Here is a 17363-nt window from a genome sequence, read left to right on the forward strand (position 1 = left end):
TATACAATGATTAACACAAAGAATTCAAGAAATTATTGTCATTTGTCAGCGTGTGGCCGACCAGGTAAGCTCATCAGGGTTTATTTGGGATATTCTTACGAAGGCATTACTTCAAATGCCCTAAAGGAACATGATAGAATTGAGAATCTTTGAAAGCGGTATCCCCACAAAAGAACGTGATATACTTTTCCCCCGGTACATTTAAGACCGCATTGACAGAACAGCACACCCTGCCGGCAGACGGTTCAATACGGATAAGCAACTGATGATGCAATGATCCTCTTTCAGTTGCTTTCACACAACTATCCGACAATGCCTGGCCTGACGGCAATCTCTTATTCTCACGCCAACCTGATATAAAATATGTGATAACAATATATCAGGGCCCCGGGTAAATTTTCTTACTTGCGACGGGAAGCCGGTCGAGGATCCTGTGCAAGAAGAACGATCACACCAATAATAGGTGTAAAAACAAGGCTGATAATAAAATTCCCCCAGAAACCGAACTTAAAACCGCGCCCGATAACTCCCAGAAAACAGCAACAAAGGACAAGCGGAATTAAGTGTATCAAGCTTGGCGTGATTGGCATGATCATGACAGAACCTGAAAGTTAGGCAGCTGCTTTTGTTTTAACTTCTTCCTTTCCCTCTTCAAAGAGCTTCTTGTAGTGCTCTTTCATTCCCTCAGGGTTGAAATCCAGTAATGTCCCGCCAGCTTCAAAATGGGCAGTAAAAACCTTTCCAGTGGCATAGGTAATTGCTCCAGCCATAGCTGGCAAGCTGAGTCCACTGATTAAATGACCAACGCCGGGGATAACCTTAACAGCCGATGAAAGAAGCCCCGTTGCTACAGGCATTATTCCCAGAGATCCTAAAAGTGGAAGAAGAACATTCTTAAATTTGTGCTCGGAAAATGGAATTTCATACACTTTGCTCAGTTGAGTAATCATTGTAACCTGAGCTGCAAATATTGCCGTCAGATCAATAAGCGGCACAGGAAGAAGCCCACCACCGGCACTCCACAGCACAAACCGCCGTGTTATCTTATCCGATTGTTCAAGTGTGGTCAGTCCTTCAAGTTCCTCTACGGCAATTTCAGGCCCTACCGGCTCTTTCTCAGTTGTTTTTTTTTCGACCATTGTCTTATCCCTTCTTTGCATGGTTAATTTCGAGGTGTCCTGTCAACGTTGCAGGACATGACAACATCGCAGAATGCAGAATAAAGAATATTTCCGACTCTTCAACTATAGACAGATGAGCCTCGCATAGCAAGGGAGTAATTACGATCAACCCACCCAAACACAATTTTCCGTTTTTAGCTGTATTAACAAGCCTTCCGTACGAAATTACGTTCATCAGACAAGTGCTTTCCCTGCCAACACAATTCTGTAATTTTGAAGTCGATCCGCCCATCAGTAGCCATGTGACAGCTATATGCAGAATGAATCGGAATATTGATAAGATGCCAGGTTGTTGTCCCGATTCTTGCTGTATTATTGTGTAAAAATATCTCCGTCAGCGGGATTGACAACCCGCGACCATCCGCCTTGCCCGCACTTTCTTTTTTGGTCCAACTCCTGAAAAAGGCATCATATGGATCTACTGCTTCACAAATTCTACGTAATTGATCCGGCGAAAAAGCAAGGGAGAAATCACACAAGTCAATTTGACGTATGGCCTCGATATCTATACCCACTCGTTGTCCCTTCGTTATCGCGCAGAGAACAAAACTTTCAGAGTGGGAAATGTTGAAATCAATTTCACAACTGATCGAAGGACGACCATAGCTATCAGCTTCAACCGCCTTCATAACCTCTGCTGAAAAGCCGAAGGCTTCTAATCCGGCACGGAGTAAAAGCTTTGCCAACAGAGCTCTATACCTGTCCTGCCATCGTTTATAGCGCCCTATGGATATACGCATTTCCAGGGGCAGGGAATCAAGATGCCGCTCTATCGAACTGTCGGGTTGTACAGTATCGAATGAAGTGACGAATACTTCAATCATGCAGGACAGCCTAAGCGTAAAGTGCTGGAGATAATTTCTCCGATCCTGGCGTAATGATCAAAGATGAAAAAATGTCCTCCTGCAAACGCATAGATTTTCAGTTCGTGCCGGGTTTCACGTTGCCAGGCGAAAAATTCATTGTAACTGTTAGCCTCCCTTTCGCCATACATAACCGAAATAGCAACAGGAAGGGGTGAAAATTGCTGGTACTGAAACGATTCACAGGCCTGAAAATCAGCCCGTAGAATAGGTTCAAAATATTCCATCAACTCTTCGTTAATTAACACCTCTTTCGGGCTGCCCTCAAAATCTTCAAGCATAGAGAAAAATTGGTCTCTGGGCAAAAGGTGACGGCCTGTTGTCTTGTCCGGCACTGCAGGTGCCTGCCGCCCCGAATAAAACTGATGTTCCGGAAGAGGAAGAGCGTTGTCAAAGATTTTCCGGGTGAGCAGATAGCCGATAACAGCCCCCATGCTATGCCCGTAAAACGCATAAGGTTCCTCAAGATTCTCACGGCGAATTGTTTCAAAACAGTCGTCAACTATTGAGGTAATTTCTTTGAGCAGAGGTTCCCTGGCGCGGCTGCCATGACCTGGAATCTCTAGAAACCTGGGGCTGATGTATGCATCCAGATGGCTATACATAGCACGATATGAAATAGAACTTCCGCCGGCAAAAGGTAGACAATACAGGTTCATATTTTTTTACGGTAATGTTGTCAGACGTTCAAGGTTGAATATGGTTTTATCCCCCTCCTGTCCCACCAGAGTTCCTGAATGAAAACGTGCCGAAGCGATCGCCTTGGCAAGATCCTTTGAGGCAGCTGAACGATCAAGTTCCGCTTCTCTGAGTTTTTCCTGTAGGTCGAGGAGATTAACAAGGTCCGAGTTGTTCTCTATCTGCAAAGTTGCTGATTCGATCATTGCCTGCCAATACTTCTGCACTGAGATATTGACCTGCTTAAGATTTGAAATTTGATGTTCCAGAGATGCTAAATCGACAGTGAGCTGCGAAGAAATTTGCCGAAGCAGTTCATTACGCTGAATGACATTAATTTTTCTGGATGAATCCTCTGCAAAAAATGCACCTTTCGCCGTCTGGTTTCCTATAGGATAGGAGCAGGATATGCCAACTGCCCAGAGTTCTCCTTTCTCGGTGTCTGTTGCACTTGAGAGGTACCCATCAAGGCCGGAATCTTCGCTCAGCCCCAGATACCCTGCACTACCGACAAAATCGAGCCGAGGCTGGAGATTGTTCTTTGCTTTTTCAACCAAAACTTCTGAGGATTTAACTTTGAGGTTAAGTGATTTCAGGTCGGGACGATTGTTCATTGCCAATTCGGTGAGATAGTTCAAATAGGCTGTTTCTGCCATCTTAAGAGAAATTTCATCGAGATTGAAATCGTCAGCCGGAACTGGAAGTGTGCCAAAATCTGTTACATCAACGCCCAGATCCAGAGCAAAGGCCTGACGGGCTGTGGTTATATTCTGGCGAGCCAGAGAAGTATCTCTTGAAGCGTCCGCCAACTTGGCATTCAACGTGCTGAGTCTAATTTTCTGATCGGAATCCGGTCCAGCTTGTGAGGCAACATCCATTCTACCTGTCTCTCGTTCCAGCAACTTTCTGATCATACTTTCCATGGACAGATTGACATCATAGACAGCATATGCTGCTTTATATTCCCAATATTCCTCGACTATATTCAGAGTGTTCTGAAAAATGGACTGAATATACTCATATTGTCCCGCCTCATAGTTTAACCGTGAAGCCGTTTCAGCAGAAGCGGCAAATCGCCCTACTCCATTGAGCAGTGGAATTTTAACTTCGAGTTTTACAATAGCAGTTGTTTTCGGGTCAGCTGTTCCGGCATACCTGGCCATAAGCTGATCAGTATAATCAGTCTGTATAAGCTGTGATGAAAGTGAAAACTGAGGACCTGTCCGTAACTGTTTCGACACAGCAAGTGAGGTGGTCGCCTGGTTACTGTCCAATGCCGTAAAAGGAATCGCAGCCTGTGATACCGAATCAAGTTTTGCGGAGTTAAATCCGTATCCGCCACTCAAAGAAACTGTATAGTCGAACGCTCCACCCTGGCTCTGATACTGGCCTTTTGCAATATTGACAGTCTCTTCCTGAATATCCAGGGCCAGAGACTTTTTCAGGGAGGTCTTTACCGCCTCAAGCAGACTGATAGAACCGACTTTCTCAAGCTGTTTCACATAACCGTCAGGATCATCGACAGCAGCTTTCCTGTAAAGATTCAATAAGCCGGTTGAGGTTTCACCCTCAGGCCAGTCAAGAGCTGCTGCTTCAGAAAACCAGGAGATATTGAACTGCAGACATGCCAGAACTAAGAACGTACCCCTAAGAACCAGAGAATCAAATGCCCGACCTGTGTGGAACATGTTCACACCTTCCTTGTTCGTGTTTTTTGATAGTCTCTCACACCCAATCCGCGGTTTGCAAGGGATAATTTGCAGGAAACATTGAGGAGAAACCATTATGCCCAGTTCAATTGTTCACTCTGATTCTCTCATTTTTTTTTCAAGAAAGCATTGATCATTTCTGCCAGGATCTCCACATAACAACGGCAAACACGGGGGTTATGATTTCCGGGAACGATCGTCATTTATTGAAAATAACCATATTGTCTGAGCCTATGCTTTTCCTACAGAATGTGACAACTTTCATTGTTTCACAATTCGATATACTTGACCTCATAAATTATCTAAAATATTTCACAAAATCAATAGGTTACTTTCATGTCCGGAATAATTACAGCATCGATTATCATTAACCTATGTTTTTGTTAAGGTAGTAACTTTTGTCAACATACATATCATGTCATTATGTCAATTCGATAAAGATAGGCTCAAAATCGACAATCATAAAAGGTGAAAAAAGATCTAACTAATTTTCATCCTAAAACTCAGCATTCTGTTCAAGATCGAGGCGCGGCTCAGATTTTTGCCGCAAGCATATAGCTGATATTCTGAGGATAAAAATTCGGCCCCAACGCTGATATTGGGCAAAAGGGTCATTTCAGTAAGAAAACTAACTAACTCTAGTAAAGGGGAGGTAAGGCACTCATTAGATTTATGCTGATTGTATGAGCATATACTAAGCAAGATAAAGAATACGTCTGGTGCATTGAAGTTATGAAAAATCTTTAAAAGAGGGAATGTATACATATTTTGACAATGTCATGAAAAAAACAATCTCATTTCAAGATCGAGTAACAGGGGCCCTGTTCGGTATTTTCATAGGAGATGCTTTGGCGATGCCGGTTCATTGGTACTACAATACCCAAGCCCTCCGAAGAGATTATGGCGAGGTGGATAAATACCTTAAACCCCATAATCCACACCCTGATTCTATTCTCTGGCGCTCGTCCTATAATCCACCAAATAAATCTGCAGATATTTTGCACGACCAGGCTCAATACTGGGGGGTAAAGGGTATTCATTACCACCAGTTTCTCCAGGCAGGAGAAAACACTCTCAATGTCAAACTGGTGAGAGAACTGTTAATGCTAATGCACCAGAACGGCTCGTACCTTGCGGAATCCTGGCTGGGCAGAATGATCTCTTTTTTAACAACACCTGGAAATCATAAAGACACGTATGTCGAAGAATATCTCAGACACTTTTTCATTAACTATGGGCAAGGGAAGAATCCCAACAAATGCGGCAGAAGTGATGAGCACCACATTGGCGGGTTTAGCCTGATGCTCCCCCTGGTGATCGCCTATGCTCAATCGCCTGAGTATGCGAAAAAGATTGCATTGGAGCATCTAGCTCTGACCCATGGCGGCTCTATCATGCATAGGTGGGGGGCGCTTATTGCATCGACTCTACTTAACCTTTTTCAAGGTTACTCTCTCCAGGAGTCAATTCAAAAAGGGAGTGGTGAAAGTAAAATTAAATTCGATTATCAGGGATTAGAGTCATTGAAGGACTATCCTGATGACATCGTAGTGGGGAAACATTTCTCCTCAGCCTGTTATGTAGATCAAGCTGTACCTGCAACATTCTTCCTGGCTCTAAAATATTGTGAATCACCTGAAAATAGCTTAATTGTAAATACCATGTGCGGTGGTGACAATGCTGGGAGGGGAGCATTACTTGGAGCATTATTAGGGGCATTACATGGGGTCGAAGGTTGGCCTTCCAGATGGATAGACGGCCTGCTGCACCCGCCTCCGGTGGTTCAGTTGGATTACAAATAAGAACAAATCTTGTAGTTAAGAACCGTTTGGATAATGATTTTCAGTCAAAACAATCCAGCACCAAATTAATAGCCCAGATATATTCTATAGATCGAACCTGCTGCAGTTGCCAATAAGGCAAAACAACTCTTTTTGCATTTCCCTGGGATACGGCGCAAAGTATCTGATGCCAACAAAAATCTTAAATCTTGATTTATAATCACAGAATAATGACTTCGTAATCCATTCTTGAAGATGAAACTGTTTTTTTTCGAGAGCTTGTGGAGCTGATTGACGGCTACTCACCAAAGTACTCCATGAGAGCCTGCTTCCATTCGGGATCTTTCCGTATACGAAGCAGACGTTGATTGAGCTCTTCTATGAATGGGCTATCATCTTTCAGGGCTAATCCATAATTCTGTTTGCTGAATTGGTAGGGCAGAACTGAAAGATCCAGATATTTATCCTGTGCTTTCTCTTTCTTCAGGTAGTATTTGAGAATTGCATCGTCAGCTAAGATTGCCTCTACTTCACCATTATCAAGCGCTTCAAGTAGTTCATTAATACTGTCATAGGATTGCTTGACGACATTATATTTGCTCAGCAATTCTGAAGAGGTAGACGTCCTGATCACCCCAACTTTCTTGGTAATCAAATCCCTCGGTCCCCGTATATCCGTGCTAAGTGAACCAATTGTGAATGAACTTGCCAGAACAGCTGTTATGCTAGCTATGAAGAAGGTTGTTACAATTGCCAACAAGACGGTCATCACACGGCCAGTCAGGGTTTTGAACTCGTAGTAATTAAATGGTCCTTTGGTAACAAACAGTAACCCTAGAATAAAACCCTCGATGAGCTTTCTCCCAGTCGAAGTCTCCGTATAAAGCTTCTCATTTATGCGGTGCTCGAACACATAATAAATGGTGCCAATAACGCAGGCAGAACCGGCGATAGCTAGCAGGATGAGGAGTAACTCTCTGTTGGTTATAAGATTCTTGAAAAATGTGAAATACCCCTGGTTCTTCACACCTATAGCCAGGTGTGTCTCATAGAATGAATGGGAGAAATCTATAATTGCTTCACGCTCGGGAGTAATCGAAAGGCAGGTTGCCCCCACATCGATTTCTCCGGTTGAGACTGCTTCGACCAATCCCTGCAGGGTATACTCCTGTATGCTGTAGTCACTCCCGCTATCAATGAACAATTCATCAAGGAGTAGTATGGTCAGTCCTGAATATGATCCGTTTGCCTCTTTTATCAGGAAAGGAGGGCATTCAAAAACGCCTATTTTTACATTCGGCATAGATTGAATATGCCCGGGTATCAGCAAAGGAAGAAAGAGGATCGGTATTGCCACTAGCAATACGCGGATCTTTACGCTTGGCATGCTAACCATCTCCTTTAACAGTGAATTACTGAAAATCGGCTTTTATGCAATCGTTCTCTTTATTTAACACAAAAGTGAATTATTTGATAGGCTCAACACACAAGCAGATTGTTTGATAGACGGTGACTGTAAGGATCGACTCTCTGTAACCTTATAGAATATATAGAGCATTTCCGATGTTATATACAACACGAACTAAACCGACCCTTCCTGGGTAGACTCTTGAAACTAAATGCCTAAATTTATTCTCTAAAGCATTTGCCGGAAACACCCTACAGTGGCCCCTGCATATGAGACAGTATGAAGTGGCAGGAAATTAATGGACAATTAGGAATCCTGATCAGGGTGCTCCCAAAAGGCTCATTGGGGGGAATTGGGTTGGTAGGTTCAGGATGCAGATTGAGACACAATCGCCGAAATCCCAATTGGAAATTAACTCGAAACTGAAAGTACCGGAGTACGACCGGAGAAACGAAAAAAGGCTTATGACGAAACGTCATAAGCCTTTATTATTTCTGGAGCCAGCAAGCGGGATCGAACCGCTGGCCTGCGCTTTACGAGAGCGCCGCTCTACCAACTGAGCTATGCTGGCATTCTTTTTTGAATGATCAGGCTATATAGCAGGTAATTATTGAAAATTCAACTATTATGAAATATAAAAACATTGAAAATTTCACGCACCGACAGCATGAAATCTCTCGTTCAACATAACACTTTGCCTTGCATATTCCCTATCTTATGAAGCTAATGACCGGCCGTAAAAGGATTCACTCCTTTGTACTTTTTCTTGGTATAGCAGGATTACTTTTTCTGCATGGCTGCAGCAACCAGCCCACTATTGCCGGTAATTGCGCAAATTGCCACCAGCCAAATCTTGACGACAGCCATCAGTTTGCCTGTACAACCTGTCATCGTGGAGATGATAAAGGTAAAACAGAAGAGCAGGCTCACGTAGGTCTTATCGCACAACCAGCTCATCCAGACAACCTTGAAATTACCTGCGGCAACTGCCATGAAGAGCAGGTAGCCAATGTCTCCCAAAGCCTTCACTATACACTTCGCAACAGTGTGAATCTTATTCGTAACAACTTCGGTGCAACTACCGAACTCACCACACTGACTGAAATACCGATAACAACCAATCCAGACACAGTTACAGAACTTGCCGATGATCTGCTTCGTCGTCGATGTCTGCGTTGCCATCTGTTCAGTTCCGGTGACAACTATTCTGCCACCCGACACGCTGCCGGTTGCGGGGCCTGCCATCTTTCCTATACAGATGGAAAATTAGTAAATCATGATTTTGCAAAACGTCCTGGTGACGATAGCTGCCTGTCATGCCACTACGGGAACAGGGTCGGTTTTGATTATTACGGACGTTCAGAGCATGATCTGAACAACGAGTATCGTACTCCATATACTGCTCAGGATACAACAGATAGGCCATATGGTGTCGATTACCATGAACTGGTACCTGACATTCATCAACAGAAAGGAATGGTCTGTATTGATTGTCATGCAGGAAATGAGCTAATGGCCCCTTCTAAAGATACTCCTAAACTCAGTTGTCGCAGCTGTCATGACGCGGCTGTGCTTGCAGGAAACACCCCGCTTTCTGCCGGAGTAGTTCGTAGTGATCAATCGTATTCCTTTACTTCACGATCTTCAAATACACGTTATACACTTCCAGTTATGCAGCATAAGGCACACACGACCTACAAAGCCGTTGATTGTCAGGTCTGCCATGCTCAATGGAGCTTTAATGATACCCAAACCCACCTGATGCGATCTGATCTTGATGAGTATGATCAGTGGGTACACCTTACAGTGCAGGGAAACTCAGAAATTGAGAAGCTGTTAGAGCACAATCTTGATTATGATAACGAAGAACTAGCCCCATCTACAACCGACAAAATAAACGGCGAATTACGATCCGGCGTGTGGTATAAAGGATACACAATGAGACGCTGGGAACAATTATCGGTTGGCCGAGATTCCATGGGAAACCTGAAAGTTGTAAGGCCTATGCTAAATCTTTCTCTATCATGGGTCGATGAAGATGGAAATGTCATGTTTGATAACGAAGAGGGATCTGACAACAATGCAGGCATGCTTCCCTACATTCCGCACACTACAGGTCCGGCCGGTTTATTCTATGAAGAACGTTTACGTGAAATCCTTGCCGCGGAGCAAAACATCCTCAAAGACACCCCGAATACCCATCAATCCGATGACGAATAACCCCTGCCAGACTATCTTTCATGTCACGAAGTAACCACTTTTCTTACGTTATACCCGGATGTCGCTCCTGATGAATATACCGAGACACTTGAATCACTTCCTCATATCAGTTCTTGTCTGCCTTTTCACATTTTCAGTAATCGGATGCAGTGCAAAAGCTAAGAACTACTCAAGCGAGCCAACCCAGGTTCCGTATGTTATCAACAACATAACCTACTACCCTATCCCGAGTTCTTCAGGCTACCGTGAGAAAGGAGTTGCTTCATGGTATGGTCGTGACTTTCATGGACGCACCACGTCAAATGGTGAACGTTATAATATGAATGCAATGACAGCTGCCCACAAAACGCTGCCCATGAACACTATGTTGCTTGTAAAAAATCTGGAAAATGGCAGAGAAGTAGTAGTAAGGGTCAATGATCGAGGTCCTTTTGTACGTGGAAGGATTATTGATCTCAGCTACAAAGCTGCCAAGCAGCTTAAAATGGCCAGAAAAGGCATCTCACGTGTTCAGGTCGTAGCACTTGCTGACAAGAGAATCCTCGCTGCGTCGGCAAAGGGTCAAGCAACCCTGCCGAATCTTCGGCAAGGAGAGTTCTATGTTCAAATTGGTTCTTTTGGCAGAAAACAGAATGCTCTCAACCTGCAGAAAAGATTCTCTGATGCAGGCCATACAGCCGTAATACAAAAGTATTACGGCCCCAAACAACTCTTCTACCGTGTTCAGGTTTATGCAGGGAAAGAACTCTTAGCAGCCAGAAGAGCGGAAACTGCCCTTCTGGAAAGTGGATATAAAGGGGCCTTTGCAGTCGCGAGATAGGATGATGAAAATGCGGCGAATGAAATGCAGGATTTAGCCCCCCACCACCTCTTTATCGGCTGCAGCAACTCGCTGAACGAGGATTCTAAGCTGTTCAATGTTCTTTTTGCCGGGTTCAATTTCAACTCCGGAATTAACATCTATAGCAAAAGGCCTCACTCCTCTAACAGCTTCGGCTGCGTTATCAGGCGTAAGACCACCAGCGAGAATTATCGGCAATTGCAAGTTCAGGGATTCTATAATTGACCAGTCAAAAGGCTTTCCGGTACCACCCTCCTGCCCGTCAACATAGGTGTCCAACAGAAACCCTTTCACCACCTCTTCATATGGCTTAAAATCCGCTGCCAGACTTTTGTTTCCAACACGAAATGCTTTAATAATCTTGCACGGTGTTGCAACCTGAGCCAGTTTTTGACAATACGCTGCATCTTCTTTGCCATGTAACTGCACAAAGGAAAGCCCGCAATAATCTATTATCTCTTCGACTTCTATCGGGTCGTTATCAACGAAAACTCCGACGTAATGGATAAATGGAGGTAGCTGGGCAATAATCTCCTTCGCCTTCTCCGGTGAGATATAACGTGGGCTGCTCTCAACAAATATAAAACCCAGAGCATCAACCCCGGCCTGTATTGCATCGGCTGCGTCTTCGGCACTCGTTATACCGCATACCTTTATCCGCGTTCTACTGTGCATCATTGCTCCTATATGTCAAATGACGTACATCAAGTTATCGTAGTTCCTGCAAAAGTGTACCGGAACTACCTGACCGCATCAGTGACTCACCAATAAGAGCTGCGGCAATTCCGGCTTCTGAAAGCATGAGAATATCCTCTCTGGTTTTCAAACCGGATTCACTCACAACAGGAATAGTATCGGGAATCATTTTTTTCAATCTCAGTGTTAAACCAAGGTCCATGGTGAAATCCTTCAGATTTCTGTTGTTCACACCAATCAATGAACTTCCGGCCTTGAGTGCTGATTCGAGTTCCTTATCGTCATGAACTTCTACAAGACTGTCAATACCGTACTCAGCAGCCTGCTGGCGATAATCCCTCATCTGTGATTCATCAAGAATAGCTGCAATCAGCAAAATGGCATCCGCACCATGCTGCCGCGCTTCTTCGATCTGCACAGGATCAATGATAAAATCTTTTCGTATAACAGGTAATTTAACTGCCTCGCGAACCTGCATCAGGTATTTAAGGCTACCCTGAAAAAAATCAACATCGGTCAGTACCGAAATTGCCTGCGCTCCAAGCTTTTCATAATTACCAGCAATTGCTACCGGATCAAAGTCGTGACAGATAATACCTTTCGATGGCGAGGCTTTTTTCACCTCAGCAATAATTGAAACACCGTCGAACTTTACAAGTGCTTGTGTAAATCCGCGTGGTGCATCTATTTCTTTATCACGAAACTCAGCAGGAATTTCAATGCCGTTTTTTTTAAGCTCTGCAACTTCTTCCCGTTTTCGATCAACTATCTTATCTAAAATCATAGTAATATGCCTAATCTTCGATACATCACCAACCACAATACGGCAGTTGATGTGTTACTTACAGTATGCAATAAGTTGATCAAGTTTTGCCAGAGCCTTACCTGAATCAATCAATTCTTTTGCCAATTCAACACCAGCAGCGATATCTACGACTTTTCCTGCGGCCAGAAGCGCACCACCAGTATTAAGCAGAACCATATCGCGTTTAGCCCCTTGTTCACCACCCAGAATTGCTCGAACCTGCCCGGCGGACTCCTCAGCAGTCTCACCGCCGCGAATATCTTCCATGGTTGCCCTGGTAAAACCAAAATCTTCAGGTTCTATGGTGTATGAGCGCACATTCCCCTCATATCCTTCCGCGATATGTGTTGTCCCGGTTACAGTCATCTCATCAAGATTCCCATCACCCCAGACCACCAGCGTACGTTTCATTCCGAGACGCACCAGAACTTCTGCCAGTGTTGTGGTAAGATCCTTAGCAAATACACCGGTCAACTGGACATTTGCCCCGGCCGGATTAGTCAATGGCCCAAGAATATTAAAGATGGTACGTACGCCAATTTCGCGACGTGGACCGATGGCATGTTTCATAGCGCCATGAAGCATCGGTGCAAACAGAAAACCAATACCGATGGTTTTAACACATTCCGCAACTTTATCAGCCGTAAGGCTCAAATCCACTCCCAGCGCTTCGAGTACATCAGCACTTCCGCACGTGGAAGAAACCGCCCTGTTACCATGCTTTGCAACAGGTACACCCGCTGCTGCCACAACAAAGGCTGTGGTGGTACTCACATTAAACGTACCAGATCCATCTCCACCTGTTCCGACGATATCCATCAGGGTTTCACCGGAAGCTGTTGCAACACCGGTATCAACAAAGGTGGCTTTTTCGCGCATCACGCGAACAGCACCAACTATCTCATCAATAGTCTCACCCTTCATACGCAAGGCTGTAATAAATGATCCGATCTGTGCAGGAGTCGCCTCACCGGTCATGATACTATTCATCACGTCCTGCATTTCCTGCTCGGTAAGATCCTGTTTAGTAATGACTCTGCCAACTGCTTCGCGAATATCCATTATCCCCTCTCCTTATTTCCGCGTGTTGTCTTTATTTCAACAGGTCCGGATAATTCGGATCCATAAAATTCTTCAAAAGTTGTATACCCGCCGGGGTCATTATTGATTCAGGATGAAACTGAACACCCTCAAGCGGTAAGGTTTTATGCCGTATCCCCATCAACTCCCCTTCATCTGTGCGGCAGGTAACCTCAAAACATTCCGGCAAGGTCTCATCATCCACAATAAGTGAGTGATAACGCATTCCGTCAAATGGATTAGGGAGGCTTGTAAACACACCTCTGCCATCATGATGCATCGGGCTGGTTTTGCCATGCATAATTCGTGAAGCACGGATAGTCTTTCCGCCAAAAGCCTCACCCATAGACTGATGACCAAGGCAGACACCTAAAATTGGAATTTTACCAGCGAAGGTTGTAATGGTTTCAATAGAAATTCCAGCTTCACCTGGTGTGCACGGACCAGGAGAGATAAGCAGTCTTCGCGGTGCAAGATCCTCAATTTCTTTGATGGTGATCTTATCGTTTCGAAAAACCTTTATCTCTTCAGAGATACCATCTTTACGCTGGTTACCGGCAATAGTCTGAACAATATTATATGTAAATGAGTCGTAATTATCGATTATTACAAGCATCGCCTAGAATCCTTTCTCAGCAAGTTCCAAAGCTCTTCGCAGTCCCATGGATTTGTTAATTGTTTCCTCATATTCTTTCTGCGGATCAGAATCAGCAACAATACCGGCACCGGCCTGAACCCAAAGGTCATCCCCCTTCATGATGAAGGTACGGATAGTGATGCAGAAATCCATATTTCCTGAGAAACCGAAATAGCCGACAGAACCGGCATAAGGACCACGCCGCTCCGGTTCAAGTTCATCAATGATTTCCATAGCACGAATCTTTGGAGCGCCGCTCACTGTACCCGCAGGAAAACACGCAGACATAACATCGAACTGATCTTTACCCTCAGCAATGACACCATGTACTCCTGAAACGATATGCATAACATGGCTGTATCGCTCAATGACCAGCAAGTCATGCACAGTAACCTCTCCGCCTCTGGCAACACGCCCAACATCATTTCGCCCAAGATCCACGAGCATTAGATGCTCAGCCCGCTCTTTAGGATCTGCAAGAAGTTCTTCTTCAAGGGCAAGATCTTCTGCCTCTGTTGCACCCCGCTTTCTCGTGCCCGCAATGGGACGCAATTCGATGTGCTCATCTTCTTTTCTAACAAGAATCTCAGGTGAAGAACCAATCTGAACCAGATCGCCTAATTTAATATAAAAGAGATAGGGGCTTGGATTAATATGTCGTAAAGCCCTATATAGCAGTGTTGCAGGAATGCGGGTTTTGGTATGGAATCGCTGGGACAAAACAACCTGAATAATGTCACCGGCCATAATATACTCTTTAGCCTTCTCAACCATCCCATGAAATTGCTCTTCTTCCATATTTGAAGTAAAGGTATGTTCTTCACTCCCCGCACCCTCAGCCATGGACTCCATAAAATCAATAGGAACAGGTCCGCGCAACTTGGCAATGACTTTGCCGATATCCGCCATTGCGCTGCAATAGAGCTCCTCAGCTAATTCGTTACCATCATCTTTTACCCAGCAGATAACTGTAACCTTCTGCTTAAGACTGTCGTACGCCAGTACGATCTTCGGGATGATAAACGACGAATCCGGCATATCAAGCATCGCCCTGTCATCAGGCAACTCCTCCATAAACCGTACCATGTCATAACCAAGAAAACCGACAGCCCCGCCGCAAAATCTCGGCAATCCGTCATACTCGGCTGCCTTGATATCGGAGACAAGAGACCGCAAAGCCTTAAGTGGATCTGTCTGTTCTTTTTTAATTACCGGACCATCATTGCCAAACTCAGTAATGGTGACCTCGTCGCCTTTAGAAACAAAGGAGACAAGAGGATCAAAACCGATAAAGGAATACCTTCCCCATTTTTCACCACCTTCCATACTTTCAAACAAGAAGATATGTTCATGCTTTGCACTGACTTTTGCAAACAGGGTAAGTGGAGTATCGAGGTCCGCGACTATTTCTGTATATACCGGAACAAGCCGTGAAGTCTCCAGCATACTGGAAAAACTGGCCTGATCAGGATAGTAATCTCTATGTGGCATGGGGATACAAGGTGATTTGGAACTTCATTGAAGTGTAGGTTGTTTCAGCTAGTAAAACATACAACATACCAGTTGTTTATAAGGCTTGTCCAGCATCTTGACATAAAGCATAAAAAAAAGCCGTGGAATCATACGATTCCACGGCTTTATACATTTACCTGAAGTCATCCGAGCAATGCCGGATTAACAGATAGCTGTTCAAGCTTACGCCAGAGGTTCCATTCTGTTAACGCGCTTGGTAAGACGGGAAATCTTACGGGATGCGTTCTTCTTATGAATGGTTCCCTTAGAAGCGGTTCTTGCAATAACAGAGATCGCAACCTGAAGTGCTGATTTTGCATCGTCCTCAGAACCGGCAATGATTGCCTCGTTCACTTTGCGAAGCTCAGTCTTCATCTGTGATTTGTTTATACGGTTACGCGCACGACTCAATAATGCCTGGCGATTTCTCTTTTCAGCTGATTTATGATTAGCCACGAATTAATTCCTCCTGTGATTATCTCTCATATATTCCGACCGGGTTACCGGTTTCGTCTTGTATATGCAGGCAGCTGACATAATTGTTCTGCAGCCCGACATGATCTGTTTTCACGAAGAAACAGTTTATAATATAGAAAAATTGTTAAGTCAACAGATATCGATTGATAATAGCACATCCTCAAGCTCCTTGTCTACCTGATGATTTGACACGAAGTGGCAGATTGGGATACCCTTTTTTTAGTAGAAGTATAAATCTGTCATTAAAGCAATTCACATCATACCATTTAACCACTCGGTATTTGATCCAATATGGGATTCCCAAAAGTCATTTTTCGCATAGTGGAAAATAAGAGCTGCCCTCTCTATACATATGGGGATGCGTTTAGCCTTACCGGCATTTCTATTCCCATAGCAAACAAGACCGAAAACACCTTCGTCACTACAGCAATAGTCGACTATCCTGCAGAAAAAAATATCTGCAAAATACTTAACGGCGACCTTGCGAAAATAATCATTCAATATGAGCGAGGCGACAAAATACCGGTCTGCATGATAAGCTGTAGCGGCTGCACCGGATCAATCAAGCTGGAACACTCTCAGGGTGACAAAAAAATACAGACAGGCGGAGAGCAGACAATCTCCAACGAAATCGGTTCAATAATGCATGTCCTGAGTGACTTTGCCTTCTTTAAACATATTGACGACGAGCATCTGGATACCGTTGTAAGTTTTTTTGAGCTTGTTAAGTATAAAGCAGGTGACCTCATTATTAAAAAAGGCGATCCGGGCGGCCACTTCTACATCATCGTCGAAGGATCCGTCAATGTACTTAACGATGCAGGCATCATCATTTCCAAGCTCAACAAAGGAGAAGTTTTTGGTGAAATGAGCCTGATCTGCAACGATGCTGTTAATGCAACAATTCAGGTGGTCACCCCCACATCAATTCTTCATATTGACCAGCGCAATTTCAAGAAGATTCTTGATCGCTACCCTTCCATTCAACTCTTTTTCTCCCGCTTAATGGCCGAACGACTCAAGGCATCCAACAAGATTCGCGCCGAGGACCTTTCATCAGGAATGATCGGCAACCTCGCTGAAATCCCACCGGAGGCTTTATTTCAGACGCTCAATGTCAACAACAAAACCGGGATTCTCACCATTACTGAGCTCAACGGAGGAACTGCACGATTTTCGTTCAGACAGGGAGCATTAATTAAAGCTAAATATGGAAAATACGTTGGCGATGTGGCTTTCTATCAAATACTTAAAGAAGATTCAGGAAGATTCAGGTTCACACCGGGCATCCCGCCCGAAGATTTTGAAATTCCGGAAATCGGCTTCTTTATGAAACTGCTGATGGAAGGTATGCGTAAGCTGGATGAAGGAAGAGTAAAAAAAATCAACTGAAAAACTGTGAACACGGTTTTAGGTAAAACCGGCAGGAAACACGAAAAACTACCTTAGGGTTTCCTGCCTTTAGATACTTATGA

Annotated in this window: 15 protein-coding genes and 1 tRNA gene; 4 read left to right on the forward strand and 12 right to left on the reverse strand. The window is 44.2% G+C overall.

Features of this window, described 5'->3' with window-relative positions; translation table 11 throughout:
- Window positions 1-611 precede the first annotated feature (611 nt).
- From FCL46_RS14285 to FCL46_RS14300, 4 genes are all read right to left on the reverse strand, one after another.
- The gene (locus FCL46_RS14285; RefSeq protein ID WP_167505880.1) at window positions 612-1139 is read right to left on the reverse strand and encodes a YcjF family protein; all 528 of its coding nucleotides are present in this window, start codon (window positions 1137-1139) and stop codon (window positions 612-614) included.
- A gap of 185 nt (window positions 1140-1324) precedes the next feature.
- Entirely contained in the window at window positions 1325-2005 is a 681-nt protein-coding gene (locus FCL46_RS14290; protein ID WP_136807572.1) for a 4'-phosphopantetheinyl transferase family protein, read from the reverse strand.
- Window positions 2002-2703 carry a thioesterase II family protein gene (locus tag FCL46_RS14295; protein ID WP_136807570.1) on the reverse strand — a complete coding sequence of 234 codons (702 nt, stop codon included), beginning with the start codon at window positions 2701-2703 and terminating at the stop codon, window positions 2002-2004. Before FCL46_RS14295 ends, FCL46_RS14290 begins: the two co-directional genes overlap by 4 nt.
- 6 nt (window positions 2704-2709) lie before the next feature.
- Window positions 2710-4410, reverse strand: coding sequence for a TolC family protein (locus tag FCL46_RS14300; protein WP_167505879.1), 1701 nt, complete (start codon window positions 4408-4410; stop codon window positions 2710-2712).
- 800 nt (window positions 4411-5210) lie between these two features.
- Here FCL46_RS14300 and FCL46_RS14305 point away from each other — a divergent pair.
- Complete coding sequence (locus FCL46_RS14305; RefSeq protein WP_167505878.1) at window positions 5211-6233, forward strand: ADP-ribosylglycohydrolase family protein; 1023 nt, start codon at window positions 5211-5213, stop codon at window positions 6231-6233.
- Between the two features lie 277 nt (window positions 6234-6510).
- On the opposite strand, the gene FCL46_RS14310 is transcribed toward FCL46_RS14305, so the two are convergent.
- Complete coding sequence (locus FCL46_RS14310; RefSeq protein WP_136807564.1) at window positions 6511-7599, reverse strand: substrate-binding periplasmic protein; 1089 nt, start codon at window positions 7597-7599, stop codon at window positions 6511-6513.
- Window positions 7600-8115: 516 nt separating this feature from the next.
- A tRNA-Thr gene (locus FCL46_RS14315) sits at window positions 8116-8191 on the reverse strand.
- Window positions 8192-8346: 155 nt separating this feature from the next.
- Between FCL46_RS14315 and FCL46_RS14320 the strand changes: the two genes are divergently transcribed.
- Both FCL46_RS14320 and FCL46_RS14325 read left to right on the forward strand, forming a co-directional pair.
- Entirely contained in the window at window positions 8347-9840 is a 1494-nt protein-coding gene (locus FCL46_RS14320; protein WP_136807562.1) for a hypothetical protein, read from the forward strand.
- Between the two features lie 70 nt (window positions 9841-9910).
- Window positions 9911-10660, forward strand: a complete 750-nt coding sequence (locus FCL46_RS14325) for a septal ring lytic transglycosylase RlpA family protein (protein WP_167505877.1) — start codon at window positions 9911-9913, stop codon at window positions 10658-10660.
- A gap of 33 nt (window positions 10661-10693) precedes the next feature.
- Here FCL46_RS14325 and FCL46_RS14330 read toward each other — a convergent pair whose 3' ends face one another.
- From FCL46_RS14330 to rpsT, 6 genes are all read right to left on the reverse strand, one after another.
- Window positions 10694-11359: a phosphoribosylanthranilate isomerase gene (locus tag FCL46_RS14330; protein ID WP_228723225.1), complete on the reverse strand. Its 666-nt coding sequence runs from the start codon at window positions 11357-11359 to the stop codon at window positions 10694-10696.
- A 31-nt stretch (window positions 11360-11390) separates the two neighbouring features.
- Window positions 11391-12161 (reverse strand): indole-3-glycerol phosphate synthase TrpC, encoded by a 771-nt coding sequence (gene trpC / locus FCL46_RS14335; RefSeq protein WP_136807558.1) that lies wholly within the window; start codon window positions 12159-12161, stop codon window positions 11391-11393.
- 54 nt (window positions 12162-12215) lie between these two features.
- Entirely contained in the window at window positions 12216-13244 is a 1029-nt protein-coding gene (gene trpD, locus FCL46_RS14340) for an anthranilate phosphoribosyltransferase (RefSeq protein ID WP_136807556.1), read from the reverse strand.
- A gap of 31 nt (window positions 13245-13275) precedes the next feature.
- On the reverse strand, window positions 13276-13878 hold the full coding sequence (locus FCL46_RS14345) for an anthranilate synthase component II (protein WP_136807554.1): 603 nt from the start codon (window positions 13876-13878) through the stop codon (window positions 13276-13278).
- Window positions 13879-13881: 3 nt separating this feature from the next.
- The gene (gene trpE, locus FCL46_RS14350; protein WP_136807553.1) at window positions 13882-15390 is read right to left on the reverse strand and encodes an anthranilate synthase component I; all 1509 of its coding nucleotides are present in this window, start codon (window positions 15388-15390) and stop codon (window positions 13882-13884) included.
- Between the two features lie 204 nt (window positions 15391-15594).
- Window positions 15595-15867 (reverse strand): 30S ribosomal protein S20, encoded by a 273-nt coding sequence (rpsT, locus tag FCL46_RS14355; protein ID WP_136807551.1) that lies wholly within the window; start codon window positions 15865-15867, stop codon window positions 15595-15597.
- Between the two features lie 312 nt (window positions 15868-16179).
- Between rpsT and FCL46_RS14360 the strand changes: the two genes are divergently transcribed.
- On the forward strand, window positions 16180-17280 hold the full coding sequence (locus tag FCL46_RS14360; RefSeq protein WP_136807549.1) for a cyclic nucleotide-binding domain-containing protein: 1101 nt from the start codon (window positions 16180-16182) through the stop codon (window positions 17278-17280).
- Window positions 17281-17363: the final 83 nt, after the last annotated feature.

Source organism: Desulfosediminicola flagellatus, assembly GCF_005116655.2.
Taxonomy (GTDB): Bacteria; Desulfobacterota; Desulfobulbia; order Desulfobulbales; family Desulfocapsaceae; genus Desulfopila; species Desulfopila flagellata.

What these genes read in the sequence shown, in the direction of transcription:
- FCL46_RS14325 (WP_167505877.1), top strand. Translation starts at nt 9,911, where the DNA reads ATGAATATACCGAGACACTTGAATCACTTCCTCATATCAGTTCTTGTC.
- trpE (WP_136807553.1), bottom strand. Translation starts at nt 15,390, where the DNA reads ATGCCACATAGAGATTACTATCCTGATCAGGCCAGTTTTTCCAGTATG.
- FCL46_RS14320 (WP_136807562.1), top strand. Translation starts at nt 8,347, where the DNA reads ATGACCGGCCGTAAAAGGATTCACTCCTTTGTACTTTTTCTTGGTATA.
- FCL46_RS14285 (WP_167505880.1), bottom strand. Translation starts at nt 1,139, where the DNA reads ATGGTCGAAAAAAAAACAACTGAGAAAGAGCCGGTAGGGCCTGAAATT.
- FCL46_RS14305 (WP_167505878.1), top strand. Translation starts at nt 5,211, where the DNA reads ATGAAAAAAACAATCTCATTTCAAGATCGAGTAACAGGGGCCCTGTTC.
- FCL46_RS14345 (WP_136807554.1), bottom strand. Translation starts at nt 13,878, where the DNA reads ATGCTTGTAATAATCGATAATTACGACTCATTTACATATAATATTGTT.
- FCL46_RS14300 (WP_167505879.1), bottom strand. Translation starts at nt 4,410, where the DNA reads ATGTTCCACACAGGTCGGGCATTTGATTCTCTGGTTCTTAGGGGTACG.
- FCL46_RS14310 (WP_136807564.1), bottom strand. Translation starts at nt 7,599, where the DNA reads ATGCCAAGCGTAAAGATCCGCGTATTGCTAGTGGCAATACCGATCCTC.
- FCL46_RS14330 (WP_228723225.1), bottom strand. Translation starts at nt 11,359, where the DNA reads ATGATGCACAGTAGAACGCGGATAAAGGTATGCGGTATAACGAGTGCC.
- FCL46_RS14360 (WP_136807549.1), top strand. Translation starts at nt 16,180, where the DNA reads ATGGGATTCCCAAAAGTCATTTTTCGCATAGTGGAAAATAAGAGCTGC.
- trpC (WP_136807558.1), bottom strand. Translation starts at nt 12,161, where the DNA reads ATGATTTTAGATAAGATAGTTGATCGAAAACGGGAAGAAGTTGCAGAG.
- trpD (WP_136807556.1), bottom strand. Translation starts at nt 13,244, where the DNA reads ATGGATATTCGCGAAGCAGTTGGCAGAGTCATTACTAAACAGGATCTT.
- FCL46_RS14290 (WP_136807572.1), bottom strand. Translation starts at nt 2,005, where the DNA reads ATGATTGAAGTATTCGTCACTTCATTCGATACTGTACAACCCGACAGT.
- FCL46_RS14295 (WP_136807570.1), bottom strand. Translation starts at nt 2,703, where the DNA reads ATGAACCTGTATTGTCTACCTTTTGCCGGCGGAAGTTCTATTTCATAT.